This is a genomic window from Bacillus sp. T-10(2022), assembly GCF_056502895.1.
The window spans coordinates 1,316,636-1,340,502 of the sequence record NZ_CP113518.1 but is presented as its reverse complement, the minus strand read 5'-3'; the positions used below and the strand labels follow the sequence as shown (position 1 = coordinate 1,340,502).

General features: G+C 39.3%; 29 protein-coding genes. 11 read left to right on the top strand and 18 right to left on the bottom strand.

Annotated elements, in window-relative coordinates; translation table 11 throughout:
* Nucleotides 1-193: 193 nt before the first annotated feature.
* From OSJ91_RS06535 to OSJ91_RS06515, 5 genes are all read right to left on the bottom strand, one after another.
* Nucleotides 194-862, bottom strand: coding sequence for a LuxR C-terminal-related transcriptional regulator (locus OSJ91_RS06535; protein ID WP_350301695.1), 669 nt, complete (start codon nucleotides 860-862; stop codon nucleotides 194-196).
* Nucleotides 863-1,047: 185 nt separating this feature from the next.
* Nucleotides 1,048-1,575: an HD domain-containing protein gene (locus OSJ91_RS06530; protein WP_048677997.1), complete on the bottom strand. Its 528-nt coding sequence runs from the start codon at nucleotides 1,573-1,575 to the stop codon at nucleotides 1,048-1,050.
* A gap of 174 nt (nucleotides 1,576-1,749) precedes the next feature.
* Nucleotides 1,750-3,294 carry a fatty acid--CoA ligase family protein gene (locus tag OSJ91_RS06525; RefSeq protein ID WP_350301694.1) on the bottom strand — a complete coding sequence of 515 codons (1,545 nt, stop codon included), beginning with the start codon at nucleotides 3,292-3,294 and terminating at the stop codon, nucleotides 1,750-1,752.
* Between the two features lie 178 nt (nucleotides 3,295-3,472).
* The gene (lplA, locus tag OSJ91_RS06520; protein ID WP_350301693.1) at nucleotides 3,473-4,462 is read right to left on the bottom strand and encodes a lipoate--protein ligase; all 990 of its coding nucleotides are present in this window, start codon (nucleotides 4,460-4,462) and stop codon (nucleotides 3,473-3,475) included.
* A 41-nt stretch (nucleotides 4,463-4,503) separates the two neighbouring features.
* Nucleotides 4,504-5,238, bottom strand: a complete 735-nt coding sequence (locus OSJ91_RS06515; RefSeq protein ID WP_413016191.1) for an MBL fold metallo-hydrolase — start codon at nucleotides 5,236-5,238, stop codon at nucleotides 4,504-4,506.
* A gap of 173 nt (nucleotides 5,239-5,411) precedes the next feature.
* Here OSJ91_RS06515 and yhfH point away from each other — a divergent pair, with 173 nt between their 5' ends.
* Nucleotides 5,412-5,540: a protein YhfH gene (gene yhfH / locus OSJ91_RS06510; protein WP_133348820.1), complete on the top strand. Its 129-nt coding sequence runs from the start codon at nucleotides 5,412-5,414 to the stop codon at nucleotides 5,538-5,540.
* A 157-nt stretch (nucleotides 5,541-5,697) separates the two neighbouring features.
* Here the strand turns inward: yhfH and OSJ91_RS06505 are convergent, their stop codons facing one another.
* From OSJ91_RS06505 to hemE, 3 genes are all read right to left on the bottom strand, one after another.
* Nucleotides 5,698-6,273: a TetR/AcrR family transcriptional regulator gene (locus OSJ91_RS06505; RefSeq protein ID WP_133349319.1), complete on the bottom strand. Its 576-nt coding sequence runs from the start codon at nucleotides 6,271-6,273 to the stop codon at nucleotides 5,698-5,700.
* 278 nt (nucleotides 6,274-6,551) lie between these two features.
* The gene (gene hemH / locus OSJ91_RS06500; protein ID WP_350301691.1) at nucleotides 6,552-7,487 is read right to left on the bottom strand and encodes a ferrochelatase; all 936 of its coding nucleotides are present in this window, start codon (nucleotides 7,485-7,487) and stop codon (nucleotides 6,552-6,554) included.
* A 78-nt stretch (nucleotides 7,488-7,565) separates the two neighbouring features.
* Nucleotides 7,566-8,609 carry a uroporphyrinogen decarboxylase gene (gene hemE / locus OSJ91_RS06495; RefSeq protein WP_350301690.1) on the bottom strand — a complete coding sequence of 348 codons (1,044 nt, stop codon included), beginning with the start codon at nucleotides 8,607-8,609 and terminating at the stop codon, nucleotides 7,566-7,568.
* A 271-nt stretch (nucleotides 8,610-8,880) separates the two neighbouring features.
* On the opposite strand from hemE, the gene OSJ91_RS06490 reads away from it, so the two are divergent.
* Nucleotides 8,881-9,396 (top strand): antibiotic biosynthesis monooxygenase family protein, encoded by a 516-nt coding sequence (locus OSJ91_RS06490; RefSeq protein WP_101224173.1) that lies wholly within the window; start codon nucleotides 8,881-8,883, stop codon nucleotides 9,394-9,396.
* 176 nt (nucleotides 9,397-9,572) lie between these two features.
* On the opposite strand, the gene OSJ91_RS06485 is transcribed toward OSJ91_RS06490, so the two are convergent.
* Complete coding sequence (locus OSJ91_RS06485; RefSeq protein ID WP_485891250.1) at nucleotides 9,573-10,196, bottom strand: phosphatase PAP2 family protein; 624 nt, start codon at nucleotides 10,194-10,196, stop codon at nucleotides 9,573-9,575.
* Nucleotides 10,197-10,288: 92 nt separating this feature from the next.
* Between OSJ91_RS06485 and OSJ91_RS06480 the strand changes: the two genes are divergently transcribed.
* The gene (locus OSJ91_RS06480; protein ID WP_350301688.1) at nucleotides 10,289-11,500 is read left to right on the top strand and encodes a M20 family metallopeptidase; all 1,212 of its coding nucleotides are present in this window, start codon (nucleotides 10,289-10,291) and stop codon (nucleotides 11,498-11,500) included.
* A gap of 28 nt (nucleotides 11,501-11,528) precedes the next feature.
* Here the strand turns inward: OSJ91_RS06480 and OSJ91_RS06475 are convergent, their stop codons facing one another.
* From OSJ91_RS06475 to OSJ91_RS06465, 3 genes are all read right to left on the bottom strand, one after another.
* Nucleotides 11,529-12,233, bottom strand: coding sequence for an EcsC family protein (locus tag OSJ91_RS06475; protein WP_485891859.1), 705 nt, complete (start codon nucleotides 12,231-12,233; stop codon nucleotides 11,529-11,531).
* Nucleotides 12,234-12,732: 499 nt separating this feature from the next.
* Nucleotides 12,733-13,941: an ABC transporter permease gene (locus OSJ91_RS06470; protein ID WP_485891249.1), complete on the bottom strand. Its 1,209-nt coding sequence runs from the start codon at nucleotides 13,939-13,941 to the stop codon at nucleotides 12,733-12,735.
* Entirely contained in the window at nucleotides 13,934-14,677 is a 744-nt protein-coding gene (locus OSJ91_RS06465) for an ABC transporter ATP-binding protein (RefSeq protein WP_350301686.1), read from the bottom strand. The genes OSJ91_RS06470 and OSJ91_RS06465 overlap by 8 nt, the downstream gene beginning before the upstream one ends.
* Nucleotides 14,678-15,333: 656 nt before the next feature.
* Here OSJ91_RS06465 and OSJ91_RS06460 point away from each other — a divergent pair.
* From OSJ91_RS06460 to OSJ91_RS06450, 3 genes are all read left to right on the top strand, one after another.
* On the top strand, nucleotides 15,334-15,756 hold the full coding sequence (locus OSJ91_RS06460) for an HIT family protein (RefSeq protein WP_485891248.1): 423 nt from the start codon (nucleotides 15,334-15,336) through the stop codon (nucleotides 15,754-15,756).
* Between the two features lie 261 nt (nucleotides 15,757-16,017).
* Entirely contained in the window at nucleotides 16,018-17,121 is a 1,104-nt protein-coding gene (gene serC / locus OSJ91_RS06455; RefSeq protein ID WP_350301685.1) for a 3-phosphoserine/phosphohydroxythreonine transaminase, read from the top strand.
* A 126-nt stretch (nucleotides 17,122-17,247) separates the two neighbouring features.
* A complete protein-coding gene (locus OSJ91_RS06450) occupies nucleotides 17,248-17,766 on the top strand; it encodes a tryptophan transporter (protein WP_076367276.1) in 519 nt (172 codons plus the stop codon).
* Nucleotides 17,767-17,864: 98 nt separating this feature from the next.
* Here the strand turns inward: OSJ91_RS06450 and yhzF are convergent, their stop codons facing one another.
* On the bottom strand, nucleotides 17,865-18,044 hold the full coding sequence (gene yhzF, locus OSJ91_RS06445; protein ID WP_483861530.1) for a membrane protein YhzF: 180 nt from the start codon (nucleotides 18,042-18,044) through the stop codon (nucleotides 17,865-17,867).
* A 310-nt stretch (nucleotides 18,045-18,354) separates the two neighbouring features.
* Between yhzF and OSJ91_RS06440 the strand changes: the two genes are divergently transcribed.
* Nucleotides 18,355-18,717: a YtxH domain-containing protein gene (locus OSJ91_RS06440; RefSeq protein ID WP_350301684.1), complete on the top strand. Its 363-nt coding sequence runs from the start codon at nucleotides 18,355-18,357 to the stop codon at nucleotides 18,715-18,717.
* Between the two features lie 190 nt (nucleotides 18,718-18,907).
* Nucleotides 18,908-19,486, top strand: a complete 579-nt coding sequence (locus tag OSJ91_RS06435; protein ID WP_034314691.1) for an HTH-type transcriptional regulator Hpr — start codon at nucleotides 18,908-18,910, stop codon at nucleotides 19,484-19,486.
* Nucleotides 19,487-19,488: 2 nt separating this feature from the next.
* Here OSJ91_RS06435 and OSJ91_RS06430 read toward each other — a convergent pair whose 3' ends face one another.
* Nucleotides 19,489-19,815: a DUF1878 family protein gene (locus tag OSJ91_RS06430; RefSeq protein WP_101224182.1), complete on the bottom strand. Its 327-nt coding sequence runs from the start codon at nucleotides 19,813-19,815 to the stop codon at nucleotides 19,489-19,491.
* A 243-nt stretch (nucleotides 19,816-20,058) separates the two neighbouring features.
* Between OSJ91_RS06430 and OSJ91_RS06425 the strand changes: the two genes are divergently transcribed.
* Nucleotides 20,059-20,598, top strand: a complete 540-nt coding sequence (locus OSJ91_RS06425; RefSeq protein ID WP_485891247.1) for a DUF3267 domain-containing protein — start codon at nucleotides 20,059-20,061, stop codon at nucleotides 20,596-20,598.
* A gap of 108 nt (nucleotides 20,599-20,706) precedes the next feature.
* Nucleotides 20,707-20,889, top strand: a complete 183-nt coding sequence (locus OSJ91_RS06420; RefSeq protein ID WP_034314696.1) for a hypothetical protein — start codon at nucleotides 20,707-20,709, stop codon at nucleotides 20,887-20,889.
* 111 nt (nucleotides 20,890-21,000) lie between these two features.
* On the opposite strand, the gene OSJ91_RS06415 is transcribed toward OSJ91_RS06420, so the two are convergent.
* Together OSJ91_RS06415 and OSJ91_RS06410 are read right to left on the bottom strand one after the other, a co-directional pair.
* Entirely contained in the window at nucleotides 21,001-21,084 is an 84-nt protein-coding gene (locus tag OSJ91_RS06415) for a YjcZ family sporulation protein (RefSeq protein WP_061462016.1), read from the bottom strand.
* Nucleotides 21,085-21,269: 185 nt separating this feature from the next.
* Nucleotides 21,270-21,353, bottom strand: coding sequence for a YjcZ family sporulation protein (locus OSJ91_RS06410; RefSeq protein WP_034314701.1), 84 nt, complete (start codon nucleotides 21,351-21,353; stop codon nucleotides 21,270-21,272).
* 200 nt (nucleotides 21,354-21,553) lie between these two features.
* On the opposite strand from OSJ91_RS06410, the gene OSJ91_RS06405 reads away from it, so the two are divergent.
* The gene (locus OSJ91_RS06405; RefSeq protein ID WP_101224184.1) at nucleotides 21,554-22,420 is read left to right on the top strand and encodes a peptidylprolyl isomerase; all 867 of its coding nucleotides are present in this window, start codon (nucleotides 21,554-21,556) and stop codon (nucleotides 22,418-22,420) included.
* 54 nt (nucleotides 22,421-22,474) lie between these two features.
* Here the strand turns inward: OSJ91_RS06405 and OSJ91_RS06400 are convergent, their stop codons facing one another.
* Nucleotides 22,475-22,657: a sporulation YhaL family protein gene (locus OSJ91_RS06400; protein ID WP_053344914.1), complete on the bottom strand. Its 183-nt coding sequence runs from the start codon at nucleotides 22,655-22,657 to the stop codon at nucleotides 22,475-22,477.
* A 99-nt stretch (nucleotides 22,658-22,756) separates the two neighbouring features.
* Nucleotides 22,757-23,695, bottom strand: a complete 939-nt coding sequence (gene yhaM / locus OSJ91_RS06395) for a 3'-5' exoribonuclease YhaM (RefSeq protein WP_096339870.1) — start codon at nucleotides 23,693-23,695, stop codon at nucleotides 22,757-22,759.
* Between the last annotated feature and the right edge of the window lie 172 nt (nucleotides 23,696-23,867).

The following is a 23,867-nucleotide window of genomic DNA, read 5'->3' as shown; positions in this document are numbered from 1 at the left end:
ACACCTTTACGCCGATGAAAGGATCATGGACATACGAGGAAGCGGAATGTTGCATATGCAGAGGCATTTTTAAAAAGCTTGAGGGTTGGGAGGGTTAAACGATTTTGTCTCTCTGCCGCTACCTAATTGCTTTGGAATGTGAATCCGATAAAGAATCCGTGTAAGCGATTAACGGGGGGACGGGCATGAGTAGTTATCCCTTCATCCCGCTATTTTGAAAGCTATACAAAAGCGCCATAAGCTCCGGTCGATTATTAACATTCAGTTTTCTGTAAATCCGGCTTATATAGTTTTTTACCGTGCCGATGGATAGAAAAAGCTTTTTTGAAATTTGCTGATTCGTTTCCCCTTGGGTTAGCAGGATAAGCAGTTCATACTCACGCTTGGAAAAGGCTCCTAATTTTTCGATTGCCTTATCCAAAGTTACTGGTAATCTTTCAACATCCTGCTGCAGCTTCTTCATTAATATTGATTTTATTGAGGCAGGATAGACTATTTGACCATTGGCACATTGACGGATTGCCGACAGCACTTGTTTCATTCCCCCACCCTGTAACACATAACCTGCTGCACCATGGCATATCGCTTCGATAAGATAATGATCTTCTGAATAGGCAGTAAAAATGACGAAAGGAGTAAATGGGTGTTTTTCCTTTAGAATTGGCATGACTTCCTGTCCATACTTCCCTGATGACCGGGCATCAATAAGAATGGCATCTGGCATGACTGATGGTCTATGATCAGAATCAAGAAGGTCCACTTCGTTTCCAGTGATCCCTATGACCTTAATATCAGCTTCTTTTTCAATGATTCCCTCAAGTCCTCCCTGACCACCATATATCATTAGCTTAATCGACTTCATAACTTCACCTGTTCTTTTTCATTATTTGTTATTAATCCGATATTTTTATAATTTCCCGAAGCGGAATAGTTCTAATGGTCTGTATTTTACATCATTAATTCGCCTGATAACAAATTTAAACTGTAAAAATACTTTAAATAAATGTGTTCCTCCTGACAGTAAAAAGGCTATCAACCCGTTTGCCTTCAGGATGATAGCCTTTTTCTTTGTTCCTCATCTATGAGCGTATCAAGTTTCATGATGCTCTCCTTTGCCCGGGGGAAATCAATTTTGCGATAATGGTGTTTTCCACCTTCTTCTTCATCTTTTTCGTCGGCCCATTTGACGACTTGCTGAAGCGGTGTACGAATAATATCATTTGAAGGTAAGAACGAATCGGTGTGAAATAAAATGGCGAGGGAAATGGTCTTTGCCTTTATCGGGTTTTCTCCCAAGCGGATTAACAGTTTATGTGCCCGTTCTGCACCTTTGATGGGGTGAATATCATTTTGTTTATACAGATCATAATCCCATTTTCCATTGCGATACCAGGTGAAATGACCCATATCATGCAAAAGTCCGGCTTTAGCAGCAATATCAGGGTCGACATTATATTCGTTTGCTAAGTGAAACGCATGGTATGCTACCGCAATCGCATGTGCCAGACCTGAACGGTTCAAGTATTTTTGAGCAATGGGATGTGCAAAAATATCCAAAAGCTTTACATCTCTCATCAAACCCCTCCTTACAATTATGTGGAAATTTTTAATGACTATCATAACTCTTTTCGAAACAAGAATCAAGGTTTTAAGATTCCCCGATATATTTTATGCAGCCTGATACACTTTGGTTGTACAAAAAAAGACCATTGCCGGTTATAGGCAATGATCCCTTATGATCAATGAAATTCAGTTTTGCAGTACATGGTTTTTCAAGGAGCGTCGTAAAATTTTACCTGTCGCGTTTTTTGGAAGTTCATCCAAAAACTCAATTTTTGCCGGTACCTTATATTTGGCCAAGTGTTCCATGCAATAGGAAAGCAGTTCTTCCTCGGTCAATGCATTGTTTTTCTTTACCACAAAGCATTTAACCACTTCCCCCTGATTGGGATCGGGAACGCCTATGGCTGCCGCCTCAACTACTTCAGGATGGGCATACAGAACCTCCTCCACTTCACGTGGATAGACATTATAGCCACCGACGATAATAAGCTCCTTTTTACGATCTACAATGAAAAAATAGCCTTCATCATCCATCCTGGCTAAATCGCCTGTATATAACCAGCCATCTTTCAAGACAGCGGCTGATTCTTCAGGCATTTTATAATACCCCTTCATTACATTCGGACCTCTGACAATCAATTCTCCTACCCCATTGATCGGCACTTCTTCTCCAAGCTCATTGACCACTTTGTTTTCCACCCTAAGGATGGAGGTTCCGATGGATCCCGCCTTCCTTGGACGATCCAAAGGATTGAAGCAGGTAACAGGAGAAGCTTCGGATAAGCCATATCCTTCTGAAACCCTGACATTAAATTTCCGCTCGAATGATTCAAGCAGGGACACTGGCATGGCGGAACCGCCCGATATGCATATGCGTAACGACTTTAAAGCATCTTCTTTCGCATCTGGATATTGGAAAAGAAAGTTATACATCGTAGGCACTCCAGCAAAAACGGTTGCATCATATTTTTTGATTTGCCTGAATATTTCCTTTGGACTGAATTGCGGGACAATTAAAAGCGTACCTCCGCTTATCAATGGGGCATTCACAACTACCGTTAAACTGAAAACATGGAACATTGGCAATGTCGTAATGACACGGTCACTTTCCGTGATTCTTAAATATTCACCAATATCATGTGCATTGGAGTAGATATTGGTATGTGTGAGCATGGCCCCCTTTGGTTTCCCTGTTGTTCCCGAAGTATAGAGTATGATTGCCGTATCTTCAGGATCCAGTTCTGGACCTTTAAAGCCGTCATCCCCCGATTCGATCATTTTTGTAAACGATTTCATTTTTGGGTAGATGTTAAATTTGCTAATATCCCCATTATCAGGCTCCGTTTCACAAATCACATATTGTTCTACGCTTGAGAGGATCGGGTTCATTTTCTCTAGTAAGGGTAAAAGCTTATCTAATGCCACAACAACCTTTACATCGCCATTATTCAGGATATAACCAATTTCGTCAGGTGTGTAAATTGGATTGACGGGAATTACGGTCGCCCCTGCTCGCATAGCTCCATACAACGAAATGATGAAATGCGGAGAGTTGCCTAATAACAGCGCAATGTTATCACCTTTTGAAACACCAAGCCTATGTAATTCGTCTGCGAATTTCGTAACGGCTTTATCCAATTCCCCATATGAAGTGGATTGATCCATAAAGTAATATGCTGGCTTATCCGCCTTTTTTAAAGCCATTTGATGAAGCTGTTCAGATAAATTCATCTTTCTCCCTCCCCTGCAAATAGCATGAATGAATAGTCATTCATTTTTATGGTGAACTAAATACATTTTTATTATATTAAAAGAATGCGATCACAGCAACAATTTTATCCATATTCAAGCAATTACTGTCATTATTAGGCACAAAAGCCGTCCTATTAAATCGGGACGGCTTTTCAGCTTAATATATTAAAGCCAATATTTCTTCCTTCGTTACATTGCCAAAATAATGACGAACATCAATCTCATCTAGAACCCTGCTGATTGCTTCCTTTTCATAGCGTATTCCAGTAAGCTTTTGTTCAATATCCGCAACCTCTCCGACTCCGAAGAAATCGCCGTAGATTTTACAATTTTCTATGATTCCCCTGTTTACTTCAAGGCGGATATCAACAGATCCCACAGGGAATCTATGTGAGTTCTGCAAGTTGAATTTAGGTGATTTTCCGTAATTCCACTCCCAGTTTTGATATCGCTCTTCCGAGATTTCGTGAATTTTCTCCCAATCCGTCTCGGTTAAAACATACTCTGTAACCTTTCCGCTATCTTTGAAAATATTTTGCAGAAGGAATGAACGGAATTCGTCAACAGACATCGGTTCTTTTAGGAAATCGGCAATATTACCGACACGGCTTCTTATCGATTTAATCCCTTTGGACTCGATTTTATCTTTTTTCACTTTTAAAGCGGATACAATGTGATCCATTTCTGATTTAAACAGCAATGTCCCATGACTGAACATTCTGCCCTTCGTTGAGAACATCGCGTTTCCCGAGATTTTCTTTCCTTCAGCCAGAATATCGTTGCGACCGCTCAATTCAGCATGTATTCCTAGTTTCTCGAGCGTTTCCACGACAGGCTGGGTGAATTTCTTGAAGTTATGGAAACTATCCCCATCATCTCTCGTGATGAAACTGAAATTGAGATTCCCTAGGTCATGATAAACCGCTCCACCCCCGGAAAGGCGGCGAACAACTGTAATGCCATTTCCATCTACATAATCGGAATTGATTTCTTCAATCGTATTTTGATTCCTTCCTATGATGATTGAAGGACGATTAATGTAAAATAGAAGATAGGTTTCATCTATATTTAAATGTTTAAGCGCATATTCTTCGATGGCCAGGTTAATTCTTGGATCTGTAATTCCCTTATTATCAATAAAAAGCACAGTTGTTCCTCCTTGTAGACTTTATATCCCCGATGTTTCATTTATAGTTGGAATTCAAGATTGGTTCTGGCTACAGCTATTTCCCTTTTGAATACCTCGGATGCTTCTTTTTTCAGTTGATCAAGATTCCCATAATGCGGGAGGTGAGTTAACAGCAAAAGCTGGACGTCAGCCTTTGCTGCCAGCATGCCCGCTTCCCTTGCCGTCATATGCCCCGCCTTTGAACCATCCATATCACTGTAAAAGTTACTTTCACATAATAAAACATTTGCGTCTTTAGCGAAATCTGCAAGCTCATCCATATATGAACTGTCACCTGTGTAAACTATCGAATGATTTTCAGCTTCAATCCTCATTGCAAAACAAGGGACTGGATGTTTTGTTTTCATGAACGTAAATTTACACGGTCCAATGGTGAAGGATTGATCAGCAGAGAAGGCTATCCCCTTTGTCACGTCTTTATAAGTTAACTTACCAAATTCGACTTCGTCTAAATCATGACCATATATAGGAATGGTCCTTTTTTCGCTGCCCAATATCTGCTGTATGAACGCAGCGTGCTGCAGGACACCAATATCCGCTACATGATCTGGATGATAGTGGGATAATACAACTGCACCAAGATCCTCCGGCTTCATATGGTTTTGCAGCTGTGATAGAACGCCGCTGCCACAATCAAGCAGAATGCGAAAATCTTCGTATTCAAGCAAATAACCGGAACTTGCCTCATTTTTAGCTGGATAACCGCCCCAGCAGCCAATTACGGTGATTTTCATGCTTAGGCACTCCTTTTTTTCTCTCAATGACTTCCCCATTAATATAAACTATTCTTGCCCTTATTTCACCTTTTTTACTTATGTTATAAAACATTAATTGACATTCTAAAACTGTTATAATACAATAAAACCATAGAAAAGCGAATAATAAAAAAATTCAGGAGATGATGTTCATGATTCAAAGTAGCATTGAGTTCTTTAAAAACCTGCCACCGAAACAATGCACGGAATGCGGAAAAAAAATTGAAGAACAGCACGAATGTTATGGAAACCACTGTGATCATTGCCTTTCTGGAGAGTAGTTGTCCTGTGTTTCACCATCCGCTTCCCAAATAGCAGGATGAATTCATATATGGTTCGGTTTCGCAGTTGAAAACCCCAAATAAAAAGAAGAGGTACCGAACGGTATCTCTTCTTTTTATTTGGGATTCATTGCATTTGAGCAAAAAAATAGAATTATCACGTAACGGATAATCCTTTAAATAAATATATTTTAAATAGTTCAGCAATTTCCTCTTTCTCTAATGGGGCATGGTTCCTTTCCCAATCAAAAATCAGGGCAAGGTACATCTTTAGCATCAGGAAAGCTGTTATCTCTGGATCGCAAGGCTGTATATAGCCCTTATCAATCGCTATTTTTAGTTTTTCCTTAATGTAGGATACAATGGCTTCTTCCATTTCATTAACCATATCCTGAACGGCCGGCGTACCAATTTCGCGCTCTTCCTGAAGAAGTTTCAAAGATAATTGATGTTCCTGCCTGAACTCCAGAATTCGATAAACGGCTCGATGCAGGTTTTCAAAAAAGGAGAGTTGGTCATCCAAAGATTGTTCCGCCTCATATTTCATTTCCTCTATCAACCGCTGAACGATTTCTTTAAACAGCTCTTCTTTATTTTTGTAAAAGGTATAAATGGTCCCTTTTCCCACATTGGCAATTTTAGCGACTTGATCCATCGTCGTCGCCTTATATCCAAAAAGTGAAAACGACTTGGTCGCAGCTTCTAAAATTAATTTTTTACGATCAACAGACATTTCCCACCTCAATCCTGACCAAACGGACAAAACAGTCATTATGTTCAACGATATCATACCAAAAATTTTCAGTCTTTTCAATTATATTTTCATTTTCTTATAGAAACAATGGCCATCCTCATTACTGGACAGCCACTTTTTCGAGTATTCATTTAAATCACCAAGGTCAAGTAAAAAGAAAGCATCGCTTTTCTCAGTTTACAACATCTTTCAACTTCACATGAAAATATGTAGAGCACATTGCAAGCATGGTTAAACCACTTTTTCCTATTGACTGATCACTTTTCCTGTAATCTGTTTAAAATGATTGTGGCCAAAGCATCGATGAATTCAGGTTTAACATTGGGCATATCCGGCCTATAGTAGCCTGCACCAATCTCTTCCGTCACAACCTTACATTCATAATCGTTATCATAAAGCACTTCAAGGTGCTCGGCAACAAAGCCGACAGGAATATAAATGAAAGCGTTATAACCTTTTGCTTGATGAAGATCTCTGGTTAAATCCTGTACATCAGGTCCCAACCATGGTTCAGGAGTTTGTCCAGCGCTTTGCCAGCCTACTGCATAATTGCTGACCCCTGCGCCTTTTGCAATCATGTCTGCCGTTTCTTTCAGTTGATTTGGATACGGATCTCCCGATTGCAGGATTTTTTCAGGGAGGCTATGTGCCGACACAATCAAAGCGAAATTATCGCGTTCTTCCGAGGTCATTTTCCCGATTACTTCTTTTACTTGGTCTACCCAATATTGGATGAATTTGGGCTCATCATACCAGCTTTCAACGGAAGTGATGGTCAGGTCCCCCAATTTAGCGGCTTCATCCTGGGCACGTCCATTATAAGACTTCACGCTGAATGTTGAAAAATGCGGTGCCAATACTATACTGACCGCTTCTTTGATTCCATCTTCATGCATTTGTTTCACTGCGTCTTCAACAAAAGGTTCAATATGTTTCAATCCAAGATATGCCTTGAATTCAACTTCCTCCTGAACGGAATTCAATTTCTTTTCAAGCGCTTCGGCTTGCCCTGCGGTTATTTTTGCAAGCGGGGATAATCCACCGATCGCTTCATATCTGCCTTTTAGGTCGGCAATCAATTCGTCGCTTGGCCGTCTCCCATGACGAATATGTGTATAATATCTTTCAATATCCTCTTCAGTGTACGGAGTACCATAAGCCATGACTAAAAGGCCCATTTTTTTTCTTGCCATGAAGTTACACCTCTTTTAAAGATTTCGTTCTTTTATTGTGCATCCATTTAAGTATTTTTAGCAAATGGTTCGCTCAACTTATTTCATTTTTGAAGAATATTCATGAATGAAAGCGGTCAGTCTCTTCAGTGTTTCCGGGTTTACGGAAGGGAAAACCCCATGTCCAAGATTAAAGATGTAGCCGTCCTGTTCCATGCCCTGATCCAGGATCCTTTTCGTCCGTTCTTCTATAACATCCCATGATGATAATAGCAGGGCAGGATCAAGATTACCTTGTACCGTTTTCTGGATCCCCATTTGTCTCGCTTCTGTAATTGGCAGTCTCCAATCGAGCCCTACTACATCAATAGGAAGATCATTCCACTCAAGTGCCAAGTGACTTGCGCCGACCCCGAACATGATTAGCGGTACATTTTCTTCACGCAATGATGAAAAGATACGAGTCATGATCGGCTTGATGAATACGCGGTAATCTTCAACATTCAAAGCACCCACCCAGGAATCAAAGATTTGGATGGCTTTGACGCCGGCTTTGATTTGCGACTTGACATAGATGATGATCATATCCGCTAGCTTATCCATTAATGCAAACCAGGCCTTTGGCTCTGTATACATGAAAGCTTTCGTCTTATTGTAGTTTTTGGAGGGGCCGCCTTCAATCATGTATGAAGCAATGGTGAACGGTGCCCCGGAGAAACCGATCAAAGGAACGGACAATTGCTCCGTGGTCAATAATTTAATTGTGTCCAACACATATGGGATGTCTTTCTCTGGGTTCAATTCACCTAATTTTTCAACATCTGACACCGATTGGATCGGATTGGATATGACTGGACCGATTCCGGACTTAATCTCAACATCGACACCAATGGCTGGTAGCGGTGTCATTATATCTTTATATAAAATCGCAGCGTCTACATCATATTGCTCGACTGGCAATCTAGTTACATAAGCACATAATTCCGGCTGATGAGTAATTTCAAAAAGTGAGTACTTCTCTTTCAATTTACGGTATTCCGGCTGTGAACGGCCGGCCTGACGCATATACCAAACAGGCACATGATCCGTTTTCTCTCCTCTCGCAGCTTTTAAGAATGTATCATTCGTAATTTCCTTAGACATTAATATCCACCTTTCAAGCAATCACGTTTCTATTTTTATTCATTACCTACATAGAATATCAGAAGGATGTTGAATTTCAAATCGAATCTCCTTAAACTATAGCTTTTTCTATAATAGAAGTATAGCCAACCTATATATTTGTCAGAAAATCGACGTTTTTATAAGTATCCTACCGGTTTACAAGCCTAATGGTTAGTTTGGAAATGGTAAAAGCACTATTCATTGGGTAAAATGGGTATACAGGTACTATATAGAAATTGGAGGGGAATTTATGAATGTATTCATCACATCAGGCACTTACGATTTTTTAAAAATCAAAAAAGATAAGCACCCAAATGAAAAAATATTACTTATGCAAAATCCTGACACTGCAGTACTTTTACATGAAACAACAGGTAAAACGATCTTCAGCTCTCCACGTAAGTATGAAGTAGTTGATGGGAAAGGAAACCTTCAGGATCATGGGTATGTAGTCATGAACAATATCCCTGTAAGTGAAGAAGGAAGGCCGGTATTCGAACATCGTTTTAAAAACAGGGCCGGATTCATTGAAAATGAACCAGGTTTCGTCGCACTTCGTGTACTGCGGCCAATCAACTCTGAAACTTATGTAATTCTAACGATTTGGGAGAAACAAGCTGATTTCCTGAACTGGAAGAATTCCGGTTCCTTTAAGATGGCGCATAACAGCGACTCCAAAGCTCCCGTTACGAATTCCAGCCAGAAGATGTTTTCCGGTGAAGCTTATGTCACTCAATATACATTGGTGAAGGATTCCGAAGAATAATCCATTCTTGTTCAATAAAAGGCCCATCCCCTTAAGGATGGGCCTCTTCATAGTAATGCAAATCGTTATTTGGACGCTAAAAAATCATAAAAACCCTATAACAATCCGACAAATTCCTTCTTTATTTCCGGGGAAATGCAACGGATATTTACATATATTTTATCTGAATCCTTTTTTCAAAGTACTCTAGGACCCAGGAATTTATACAATTTAAACAAGGTTAAACTATATGCCGCTCCTAATGCAAAACCTGCAAAGATATCAGTTGGAAAATGAACTTTCATAGCGATCCTGCTGACACCGATTAGCAGAATGAGACAAACGAAACCGACTCCCACTGCCCATTTCAATGAGTTTCCTTTAATTTCTTTCATGATTAAATAAGCAACCATACTGAAGAAAATAAGGCCCACCATTGCGTGTCCACTTGGAAAACTGAAGCCAGCGGTCTCCATCATATGATTTTCAGGGCGCACTCTTTTAACATGATTTTTTATCCACCCGTTTAACACATCACCCCCAGCAATTCCGATAGAGAAGACGGCCATGGTCCAATAATCCTTCTTTATTATCCACAAATATATAACACATAATAAGCTTCCAAAACCAATGAACTTGGATTTCCCAAGATAAGTAATGGTCTTGAAGAAAGTGAACGAAAAAGTATTTTCACCTACGGAAAAAAGTTCCGCAATATATGTATCGAACGCTAAAGCCTCCTCACTTTGGACTTCATGCATCAAAAAAAAGAATAGCAATATGCAAAGCAAAACCAAAGCAATCCAGAAATATTTAATCATTATATATCTCTCCTCGAGGTATTTAATACACTTTGGATTATTCAGAATATGATATACTATTTACAATTAATCCAATCATTGGGAGGTGCAAAATGATACAGCAATTACACGATCTTCTAGATGGTTCATATGAAGAAATGGTTTCCATCCGGCGTTATCTTCATCAACACCCCGAGCTTTCTTTTCGAGAAACCCAAACTGCGGCCTTCATCGCTGGATATTATGAAAAACTTGGAATCGAACACCGGACGAATGTAGGCGGTAATGGGGTTATTGCCAAGGTCACAGGCAGTAAGCCTGGTAAAACCGTAGCATTGCGCGCCGATTTCGACGCCTTACCCATTCAAGATGAAAAAGAAGTTCCCTATAAATCTTCCGTACCCGGGGTAATGCATGCGTGTGGACACGATGGCCATACAGCGACACTCCTTGTCCTTGCAAAAAATCTGAATGAACTGAAGGATGAGCTCGAAGGTGAATATATATTTATCCACCAGCATGCTGAAGAATATGCTCCAGGGGGTGCCAAACCGATGATTGAGGCTGGCTGCCTTGATGGAGTGGATGTAATTTTCGGCACCCATTTATGGGCAACGGCCCCAACCGGAACAGTCCAATACGCTTATGGACCCCTTATGGCCGCTGCTGACCGTTTTGAAATCACCATTCAAGGGCAGGGCGGGCATGGAGCCCAGCCGCATAAAACCCGTGATGCAATCGTAGTCGGCTCTCAGCTCGTCATGGCCCTGCAGCAAATAGTGAGCCGCCGCCTAAACCCAATAGATTCTGCAGTCATTACTGTCGGTTCCTTTGTAGCAGATAATGCCTTTAACGTCATAGCAGATAAGGCTAAAATAATCGGGACAGTCCGTACATTCAAGGAAGATGTCCGTTCATTCATTAGCGAAGAAATGGAGCGGATTGTTAAAGGAACCTGCCTAGCTGCGGACTGCACCTACGAATATCAATACTTTCAAGGTTATCCACCTGTTATTCCACATGTTGAGGAAACTAAATTCCTCATCGAAAGCACTGAGTCAGTCAAGGAAGTTTTGATTACAGAGGAAATTGACCCGGATATGACAGGTGAAGATTTTTCTTATTATTTACAAAATGTAAAAGGTACATTCTTCTTTACGGGAGCCAGGCCAAAAAATGAACATACATTTCCGCATCATCATCCTTTGTTTGACATTGATGAAAATGCGATGCTCATTGCAGCCAAAATATTAGGCACTGCAGCGGTAACCTATCACAATAAGAAACAATCATCCCAAATGGTGAATGAATCTTTATTGCGGTAATGGTAAAGGGACGGGCTATCCCCGTCCCTTACTCTTTAAGAAGTCTGATTCGGTAACAATTGACAGCCGTTTCCCCAAGATGTTCCAACAAATGATGGTTGGCATATCCACCGACAGCTGCCCCAATACCTGGAACGAGCTGGAACATTTTGATGACATCGATGTGATCGCGATATTCCTGCTGAAACTCTTGCCAGTCTATTTCCGGCCATTTCCCTGAATCCCATTCCTCTATTACCTGTAATGTTTCCAATTTCTTCTCCTCGCTTGAAAATGCAATCTGGAAGATATGGAGAATGAATAATCGTTCCTCATATTTATTTGGATCGAAACCGTATATACGGGATAGTTCGAATAATAATTTCATCTTGATGCTAAGCAGTAATGGGAAATCAGCCAATCCAATTAAAAGCCCTGCCGCTCCGGTTCCCACACCTTCTATAACGGCCGTTTTCCGATATGCCGTTACGGTTTCCGCAACCCACTCTTCTTTTTGCTGCAAGGATAGTAGCACTGCATTTTTTTCTTTAGACATATATTTAGAACCTGATAATACGGCCTCAATCATCCCTTTAATACTATCAGTAATCATTTTGTGCACTCGGTCTGGAATATAACTATTCAATTTGATTTGCGCCTTTTTAGACATCCGCTCAAGCCTGCCGGATTTTTTGGCTACTTTCTTTTTCCATGATATTAGTTCCGAAAATGCTTTTTGTTCATATTCATCCATCATTTAACACCTCCGTTAAATATGTATATACCCCCTACGAGGCTTTTATTTTCTATTTTCATTTCTTAAAAGAAAAAGCTGATTTTTCATAAAATCAACTGAAACGTTGTTTTCCACTCCAGGCACTCGCTTTCCGCGGGCGGTCCGGGAGCCTCCTCGGCGCTCTTTGCCCCTGTGGGGTCTCCCTTGGCCACGCTTTTCCCGCAGGAGTCTCGTACCTTACGTTCCAATCAACTGGAACGTTTTTTAAAATAAAAACTGCAGGCTGGTTTATTCCGAACCAAGTTTTAGACTAGGTTATCCTTGATGTTTTTTTACTGTAATCCTTATTGGATTGAAGAAATTTGCGAGACTCCTGCCGAATAACTGGCTAGCCGAGACCCCACAGGCACTTGCTTTGATGCGGCTTGGTAGACAGTCGGCGGAAAGGGAGCGGATTTCTGAAATCAACTGAAACATTAATAAAGAAAAAGCTGATTTTTTGAAAATCAGCTTCTGCTTAAAAGTTTTTTATTTTCTTTGCTGCATAAATTTTAAAACCGAATATGAAAACAAGCCCCATTGCCAAGGCGGCTAAAGCGGACATCCATTCCCCTTTCACTAGCAGGACCAAACTGAAGACAAGGTCCTCAAATAATAGGAAATAGGAAATTAGCTTTATGACTGCAGATTCTCTCATTTTTGCTGGCAATGGATATAGTGAGACCCATACTTTCCATTCATGTGCCTTCCATACCGGCAGCAGTTGCAGGGCTGTCATGAATAGGAACATGAACGTTACAATCAAATGTGCCCATATGTTAGTGAATACACTTAAAATCACGGATCCAATGATAGTTAAACGAAAACAAAGGCCCACATAATCATTGGATCGCAGAAGAGTACGGGCGTAAAGATAGGTATAAGTTGATTTATCACCATACGGAATGAGTGATAATAGCCAGTCCATCCATTTCCTTCTCGCTACCTTCCCTTTCAAATGAGGAACATCAGTAAACATGTTCGCTATTCGATAGAAAGAATTCATCCGTTTGTTTTCCAGTTCCACCAGCCGTTCCCACTTCAGCACAAAACCTTTAGTTGCGCTCCGGTAATACATGTAAAGTCCTAACAACAATAAGAAGGTTATAAGTGCAAACAGTATATTTGCCCTTAAACAGATGAAATAAAGAATCACTCCATTAAGTAAAAAGCGGATGAGAGAGTCCCAATGGCTCACTGATGTATCCTGATATTTCAATACCAGCCAGCGCATGGTTAAATTCAAAAACTTCAAAATAAGCAAAACGACCAGGATGATTCCAAGGTCCTTACCTCCTGCACCCGTAACCTTCGAATACATCGGTATCGATGCAATCAGGACAACCAGAAGAATAAAGCCTTGCATGACCCAACTTAATATCAGTGAATTCTTGAAATAGCTTCTCAACTTCGTTTCAAGCGGAAGCAGGAATACCGTATCGGGTTCTTTCAAGAAAGTATTTATCGGGCTTCTGGTTACAATGATCGATAAAACTAAGGCCATGATCAATTCAGCAGGGAAATCACTGTTTAACGTCTTCACCCAATCACTGTAATAATAAGCTAAACCACCAAGAACCAATACCATGACAAAAACAAGATGGCCATTAAAAATATAGCGAAGATATTTTTGCGTTTCATTTATATAGCCTAAATATCTTTCCTTCCAGAGATTTTGACTATTCATGGCCGATTTCTTCTTTCGTCAATTGGATATATAAATCGTCAAGGGTTGCCCCTGGCATGGAAAATTGTTCACGAAGCTGCTCAAGATTGCCTTTTGCCCGAATCTCTCCATTATGCAATATGATGAAAGAATCACAATACCTCTCGGCTGTCGCTAGTATATGTGTAGACATTAAAATTCCCGCACCGCTCTCTTTCATCTTCCTCATCAAGTCAAGCAGGGACTGAATGCCTAATGGATCAAGACCCACGAATGGTTCGTCGACGATATATAAAGACGGCTGCACTAAAAAGGCGCACATGATCATGACCTTTTGCTTCATTCCCTTTGAAAAATGTGCCGGGAACCATTTAAGCCTTTTCTCCATATGGAATTCCTTTAACAGAACGTCCATCCTCTCTTTATATGTGGCTTCCGCCAAACCATGTGCCATGGCCGTAAGCTTTAAATGCTCCTCAAGTGTAAGCTCATCATACAAGATTGGCGTTTCTGGAACATAAGTGAATTGTTTACGATATGAATCCGGGTCCTGGGCAAGTGTTTTACCATGAATCGAGACACTTCCGCCTTTCGGCTCCATGAGTCCGATGATATGTTTAATTGTCGTACTTTTCCCAGCCCCGTTGAGCCCAATTAACCCTACTAGCTCATTTGGCTGAATGTCAAAACTTATTCCTTTTAAAACGGGCGTTTTCGTGTATCCGCCCACTAATTGCTTTATTTCCAATAAGGACATATAAACGATCCTTTCTATATAGAGGTTCTTATTTCCATTTTATCAAATTCTCCTGCTTTTATATAGTCGAGTGTTCCCCGAACTAAATTTCCATAAATAACTAATTATATTTTCCCTCCTTGGTGGTCATCATAATTAAGGAAGAAGGGGTTAGTCATTACGTGTGATTCACATCATATTGTAAATGAGGTGTCAGTTAAAGACGTATTACACTGAAATACCCATAAGTTTATTACAAATGATTCACATCATATTGTAAATGAGGTGTCAGTTAAAGACGTATAACTGAATTAAACCAGAAGCTTCATAAAAAAATCGTTTCGAGCAAGGAGATGGTTCGCTTGCACGTAAAAGCAGAAAAATCATTCAATAATTATCAATTATGCTTTGAAAGTTGATGAAACTTTAAAGATATAGGAGATGGTTGCTTTGAATGGAAAATCTCTAATCAGATAATGACCGTATTTTACTAAAATGTAGATGAGGTGTTTGTCGCAGAGAATTTATGCTAATGCGATTTTGAAGCAAAACCCCCTTTTTCGACAGGCAGGGTGCAACTTAATGTTGCATCCTGTTTTTATGATTTTTCCTTTTCCCAAGGATTCAAGCTATGGTACGATTAACCAAATACATTAACTTTTAAAGGAGCGTTTTTAATGAGTGATTGCATTTTTTGCAAAATAATCGACGGGGAAATTCCAAGCAGCAAAGTTTTCGAAAATGAACATGTATTGGCCTTTCTCGATATCAGTCAAGTAACAAAAGGCCATACGCTGGTAATACCTAAAGTACATAAGGAAAATCTTTATGAGTTGACACCTGAGATTGCCAAGAATCTTATTGAAGTGGTACCGGAAATTGCCCGCGCCATGAAACAGGAGTTCCAACCTGTAGGCCTGAACCTTTTAAATAATAACGGGGAAGCTGCAGGACAGTCCGTTTTCCATTTTCACATGCATTTAATTCCACGGCATGGAGAAGGTGACGGGTTTGGGGCAGTTTGGAAAACGAATACCAGCGACTATACACCAGATGACCTGAAACAAATCGCTGACTCCATTGCACAGCATTTAAAATGAACCGCTGGCACATGTTGGTTTCTTTCTCCTTTCTTAATATCTTTTTAAAAGAATTGAACTTAAGCACGCTTGTTGCATGAAAAAACAATGATCCTAATTTGGTCCTCACTTTAAAGTGCAGGACCTTTTTTACTTTGGCCTATCATTAAAATGGATTGTCACTTAAAATTCTAAATTTTCCTCCTATTGAATTTAGTTTTCTGGTAGGATATATGAATAGTCTCAAATACTTTATCACATAGTCGCATAGGAGGAAAAAAATTGAAACGTGCACGCAATTTTAACGCTGGGCCAGCCGCCCTTCCCTTAGAAGTTTTACAAAGAGCCCAAAACGAATGGTTGAATATTGAGGATTCCGGTATGTCCGTCATGGAATTAAGCCATAGAAGTTCGGAATTCGAAAAAATTCATAACCATGCCATCCAATCATTAAAAGACCTTATGGAAATTCCTGAAAATTATGAAGTTCTCCTGCTGCAAGGAGGAGCAAGTCTGCAATTCTCCATGATTCCCATGAACATTTTGAATGATGGAAAAAGGGCAGATTATGTCCTCACTGGTTCTTGGTCGGAAAAAGCATTAAAAGAAGCCAAAAAGGTTGGTGAAACGTCCGTAGTCGCTTCATCCAAAGATGAAAAATATACGTTCATCCCTAAAGTTGAAGATATCAAATTGAATGATGATGCTGCATATCTTCATATCACAAGCAATAATACGATTTACGGAACACAGTGGAAGGATTTCCCGGAAACAGGCAACATTCCTTTAGTAGCCGATATGTCAAGTGATATTCTCAGCAAAAAGATTGATATTAGTAAATTCGGCATCATCTATGCAGGTGCACAAAAGAATCTAGGTCCGTCTGGAATCACAGTGGTTATCATCCGTAAAGATTTAATAACGGATAATGACAAAATCCCATCCATGATGAACTATTCTATCCATTCAAAAAATAAATCTTTATACAACACTCCTCCGACATTGGCCATTTACTTATTGTCCCTTGTGTTGGATTGGGCAAAAGAACAGGGCGGCGTGGAAAAGATTGCTGAGATCAATGAAGAAAAAGCAAAAGTCATTTACGATGCCATCGACGGCAGTGATGGTTTTTATAAAGGCCATGCCCTACCGGACAGCCGTTCATTAATGAATGTAACGTTCACGCTTCCGTCTGAAGAAGCTGAAGTACAATTCCTTAAAGAAGTGAAGCAAGCCGGATTCGTAGGACTGAACGGTCACCGTTCCATTGGCGGCTGCAGAGCTTCCATCTATAATGCGGTCCCTCTATCCCATTGCCAGGACCTTGCTGATTTCATGAAGAAATTCCAGGAATCGTATAAAGCGAAAGAAGCTCAAACCCTTTAATTCAAACAAATATAACTTCTAAAAAAATAGGTCTTATGATATACTATTTTAAACTTCTTGCAACAGGCAATAGTGCATTGTTGAAGAAAAGATGTTAGTTGAGATGAGAATAGGAGAGATGAGTAAATGAAAACGAAAACCCTTGTGTCACTGTCCCTATTAATCGGGATTGGGGCTGCCCTGCATTTTATCGTACCTGGATTCTTCCTTGGAATGAAACCGGATATGATGCTGTTGATGATGTTTTTGGCGATTACCCTGTTTCCCGCGAAGAAGAATGTATTCATTGTCGCCCTGGCAGCTGGAGCCATCTCTGCCATGACAACTACATTTCCTGGAGGACAGATTCCAAATATCATAGACAAATTGGCAACAGCCTTTCTGTTTTACCTTTTATTCATCAGTCTTAAGAAGTTTTCAACATCCGTTGTCACCGTTAGTATCTTGACTGCCGTAGGAACAATGATTTCCGGCGCTGTCTTCCTTGGTTCGGCTTATTATATCGTTTCCCTTCCAGGGCCTTTCGTTGCACTTTTCGGCGCAGTTGTACTTCCTGCCGTACTGTTAAATACAGTTGCGATGGTCATCATTTATCCAATTGTGAACGGCATCGTAAGAAAATCAAATATACCTATTAATGCTTAAGCAGCAGGATCATCATACCTAAAAAAGCACCGGAATGTCCGGTGCTTTTTTTCCAATCTTATGAATCTGGAATTCTAGTCACAATCATCCTCCAATGATCAATGAATCAATATCCACATAAACCAAATGAAAAGTAGTAAAACCCCAGGGAGACCCATAGCGAAGGCTCTAGCCTGGAGCACCCTCTTGGGCGGATAGATGCCAGGAGTTTTTGCTTGCCTTAGAAAATACCCCATTCCGCACAGGCATACCAGGCCTAATAAAAAAATGATTTTCATTATTAACCCACCAGTGCCATCCATGTTCCGACAGCTTGTTTTTATTATCTATATGCTGCTCTTCCCTTTATATGTAGCATTATTAATAAAGCTTCAAGTTATTTTTAAATATTATATATTTACTCTCTAAGTTTAAAAAAATATTTTTGTGATATAAAGATAAAATGGTCGATTCTCTTCCATAAGAATGAAAATTATGGTATTTTGATATCAATAGTATTTCTCTCCCTATTTATCATAATTTCCAATTGATGCAGCAGGGATTCAGACCATGGAAAGCGAAAACATATTATAAAATGAGGTGATCCTAATGAAAGCAAAATCATTACTAATTGGCTTTTTGACCGGAACAGTAGTAGCTGGTGCGGCAACCTTACTTTCAACACCAAGTTCAGGTAAAGATCTACGGACCCGCATCAAAACGAATACCGACGAAATTAAGAATACAATTGATGAGTTAAAGGTAAAAATGCTGAATATTAAAGATGACACGATGGAAGCTTCACAAATCAGCAAAGAAACGGTAAAAACGTTCATTTCGGATGTTCAGGTCGTCATCGAGAACTGGAAGCGGGAAATCGAACCCAATAAGAATGAATTATTGAAGAACGTTCAGGAAATCGAAAATTCATTGAAGGAATTGGAAGCGGCCGCACCTACTTCTAAAAATTAATAGCTGGCATCGTCACACAAGCTTGATTCTCCATTTTTCCCAATAAATTACATGATTTATTGGAGAAGAATGGAGAATTCATTAAAAAAACTAAAATTTTCTAAAAATTTTGCAAATATTTATCTTTATTAATTTTTATTTTATTGTCATAATAAATATATAGAATCTTATAAGTAGGTGAGCCCATAATATGCAGAATAAAAATTATTCTATGAAAGAAGCAATGATTTTTAGTCAACGAATTGCACAATTAAGCAAAGCATTATGGAAATCGATTGAAAAAGATTGGCAGCAATGGATCAAGCCCTATGATTTAAATATCAATGAGCACCATATCCTTTGGATTGCCTACCATCTTAATGGCTCTTCCATTTCAGATGTTGCAAAATTTGGGGTCATGCATGTTTCTACGGCATTTAACTTTTCAAAAAAATTAGAGGAACGCGGGTACTTAACATTTTCAAAAAAAGAAAATGACAAAAGGAATACCTATATAGAGATCACTGCTGAAGGTGAAAAAATCCTACTTGATTTAATGGAGACATATGACCCAAGTAAGAACTCTGCTTTCTCGGGTGCACTTCCACTGCGTGAGCTTTATGGCAAGTTTCCGGATATGATTGAAATGATGGCCATCATCCGAAATATATACGGTGAAGACTTCATGCAAATCTTTGAACGATCCTTCGATAACATCGATCAGGAGTTTACTGATGTGGAGGGTAAAATCACAAAAAAAAAGATAGAGAAAGAAACTGAGCCAGTTTAATCTCATACTCTATCCATTTCCTTCATGAATGATACATATAACCCCTGTGCGAGGCATGCATCAATGCATTCCTTTGTGGTTATTTTTGGATTAACCTTTCTTTCAAATTGATTAAAAAGCGGTCGAAAGTTCATATACCCTTCCGCTTTTTCTATTTCATAGCGTTTGCTCAAGATATCACATGTTTCCAATAATTCTTCCGCTTCCTTCTTCGTGAAATTTTTTTCCACAAATAGATAGTCCAACTTGGCCTCCGGATTGCGTATAAGGTTTAATAAAAGCCGTTGATGAAAACGGAGAATTTCTATTTCTTCATTTATATTTTTCATACATCACTAATCCCCAATCGATCATTCAATTTAACATAAAAGACTTATAACCAATTTTTGATTTTTCACACTCAGTAATCCTTCTTATCCCTGGTTCAAAACCTGGCATTAATCGCCCTTAGCCCTACTTACACACTAAAGTGATTTTATCTTAAATTTAATCCAAGAATTCCATTGCTTTTTCCACCCATTCATCGTAATGTATGTAAGTAAATTCAACAGCTTTGGAGGGCTGATTTCGAAATGAATTCGTGGAAAACAATTGACGTGGCAAAACAATATGGGAATTGCCGTCTGCTCTTTTTTTCAGTTTTTACTATATTGATGTCTTTTGTTCTGATCTATACATTATTAAGTGTCTTTTCAACCCATGTTATTTTGTATGGCGATCAAACAATGGTATTTTTTAGCCTATTGCTCTTATTATATCCTGTTCACAAACTATTACACTATTTACCTTTACGATTATTATGTAAAAAAGTAAAAACTTCTTGGTCCTTGAAGTGGAACGTTGTGCTTACATGCAGAGTCAATGTGCATGATCCGATTCGAAAGCACCTTTATCTCTTGACCCTTGTGTTGCCTTTCTTCATTATGTCTGTCATATTGATTGGTTGTGCCCTTAGATTTCCGCATTACATCCATTATTTCACTATTTTATTATCCCTGCACACCGGATTATGCGTATCGGATTTTATTTATATAAAAAATCTGGTTGGTTCCCCAAGGCATTCTTTTATCGAGGAACATCTCGAAGGATACGATATACTTATTCAAAAGTGATTTCTTATTTATCCATAAAGATACCCGATAAGATTTTTAGGTATCTTTTTTCATTATAATTTGGTATCGTATTTATACATGATGTTTTGCAAGGAGGGATTTTAGGTTTTGATCTCGTTCTGGTTTATTATTTTTGCTATTTTGATCCTTTATAATATTAATAGAATGACAAACTCTTTATGCATTCAAAAGGAAATTGCTGAAGACCGGCAGCCTAAAGTATTCAGGACCATTAATGTATTAATTACTATTATGTTATTATCCTCCTATATTGAAATTTTGTATACGTAGAGATGAGCAACAAATGATGACCATCATTTGTTACATACATTGGTGATACCCGGAGCATTATCCACATAAAGAAAAAGGGCGAAGCAACAGCTTCGCCTTTTGTTTATGGGTTTATAACCAAGAAGCTCCAATGATGATTAACAGGATGAAAAGAACGACAATTAGAGCAAAGCCTCCACCTATTCCTCCAGACATTGATCTTCCTCCTTTCCATTCTTAAGTAATAGTATCTTCATGCACACTCTTATATCCGCCAAAAGGAATCCATTCCTTTCTTAGCTTGAGAATCACTTCAATCTTTTTTGTTGAGCGGCTACCCTATCCTATTCAACTCCATGGCAAAAGGAGTGGGCTCTTTCCATTATTAATTTTACAGCCGATTAGCAATAGGCTGCTCCTACAATTATTAATAAAATGAATAACACCACTAACAAAGCGAAGCCTCCGTTAAATCCATTACCCATTATGCTACCCCCTTTTGTTGTCCTCGGTTTATCATATGTAATGGATTAATATCCGGTTAGGCATACACCCATTTTTAAAAAAATTCTTATTCATGCACCAATATATTATTTTTTGTAAAGTAACCAGAATATGTTATAGTTAATTTTGTGGAAATACGAAAAAATAGCAAACAAGAAACTTATAACTAGGAGTTGTTTTTATGAAGAAGTGGGCATTATCGATTGCTGTTACTGCAGGGCTGATCGGACTTACAGCATGCAACAGCGACAAGGAAGCAGTCGTGGAAACTAAAGCGGGGGATATCACCAAAGAAGAATTTTACAATGTAATGAAAGACCGTTATGGTGAAACCGTTCTTCAAGAACTTGTTTATGAAAAAGTTCTTTCTGAAAAATATACAGTAACGGATAAAGAAGTTAAAGCTAAAACGGACGAACTTAAAGAGCAAATGGGTGAAAATTTCGAAACGGCCCTTGCCTCTTCCGGATATAAGAGCGAAGATGATCTTAAACGTGCACTTAAAATCGGCATGCTTCAAGAAAAAGCAGCCGTTGCCGATATAAAAGTTAAAGAAGCTGATGTGAAAAAAGCTTATGAAGACTATAAACCACAAATCAAAGCGAGACATATTCTAGTGGAAGACCAAAAAACAGCAAACGAAGTTAAAGCTAAATTGGACAAAGGCGAAGACTTCGCTAAACTTGCAAAAGAATATTCAACAGACACAGGCACAGCTGAAAAAGGCGGGGAGCTAGGCTGGTTCGGACAAGGTGAAATGGTTCCTGCATTTGAAGAGCAAGCTTATAAAATGAAGAAAGATGAAATCAGCAAGCCGATTAAATCCGATTATGGCTACCACATCATCCAACTTCTTGATACAAAAGAAAAAGAATCATACGAAGATATGAAAAAAGATCTTGAATATGATTTGAAAGTCGCTCAAATTGACCAAACTAAAGTTCAGGACATTTTGAATTCAGAAGTCAAAAAAGCGGACGTGAAGATTAAAGACGAAGATCTAAAAGATGCCATCACTTCCGGTGACGCAGCCAATGCTGAAAAATAATTGAATAGTAAAAAGCGACAGGACTTTTCCTGTCGCTTTTTTTTATGGTTCGAGCTATGCTCCCTGATTTATATCCTTTTTACGCCTCTCGCGCTCTTCTTCCATGCGTTCAATGTACTTCTGACCTTCCTTCTCAATCCAAGCATCATCTATGAGGCGTTCCTGCCTAGCTGTCCAAATTGACATGACTGCACTGACAATTATCCCAATAAACACGAACCAGATCCAAATTGGCATGTCCATTCCCTCCCAAAAAATCTACTATTCATTTACTAGAGAATATGCGCGAACAAAAAAAATATGCTTCTTTCTCCATCGAGAAAGAAGCATATTTCATTAAAATGTTGGTTTATAGAATGAACGATTATCGAGCGCGAAAACTCTTTCCGTAAATTCACCCGGTTTCACTTTTTCCAAGGCCCGGTCCATCATATTTATCTTGGCATCCATATTATCAATATAATGCAGCACTTCAGCTTCCCTAACCATTGGCGGCTTGGGACTGCCCCACTCAGCTTTACCATGGTGACTTAGTATCAGGTGCTTGAGAATCATGATTTCTTCCGCTTCAATGCCCAATTCCTCTGCAGCTTTACCGACTTCATTCACCATGATGGTGATATGCCCCAACAAGTTCCCTTCCACTGTATATACAGTCGAAACAGGTCCGGATAGCTCATGTACCTTTCCAAGGTCATGCAGAATGACTCCTGCATACAAAAGATCCTTATTGAGCGAAGGATATAGGGTTGAAATGGCCTTAGCCAGCCCTAGCATCGATACAACGTGATAGGCCAGTCCCGACATATACTCATGATGGTTCTTGGTGGCAGCAGGAAACGTCAGGAATTCATTCTGATATTTTTTAATGAGGTGCCTAGTCACCCTTTGGATATTCGGATTCCTCATTTCAAAAATGAATTGAGTGATGGTTTCCATCATTTCTTCCTGACTTAAAGGCGCCGTTTGAATTAAATCGGCTTTCGTGACCCCATCAGTATCTGAAGTAATTCTAATGTTACGGATTTTCAATTGGCTGCGTCCTCGATAATTCTGGACTTCCCCTTGAACTTTCACCGTAGCTTCCGCACTGTATGTTTTCTCATCAGCCTCGGAAACATCCCATAGCTTTGCCTCGATCTCCCCGGTTTTATCGCACAAAATCAATGTTAAAAACGGCTTTCCATTACTTGCCACCGCTTTTGTACTCGTTTTAATGTACATATATATATCTACTACTTCACCAATTCCGTAGTGTATGATCCCATTTCCCATGCGACTGCCTCCGTTCAATTAAATATCAACATTATAACATACCAATCTCGTTAATGCGTTTAGTTTTCGTTAATAAGTGATGGACAATGGACAGGAAAAGCCTAGGCTGACCGTCTCTCTTATCACTCCATAAGAAAACCAGGCTTGACCCCAAGCCTGGCTCTCCAATCAA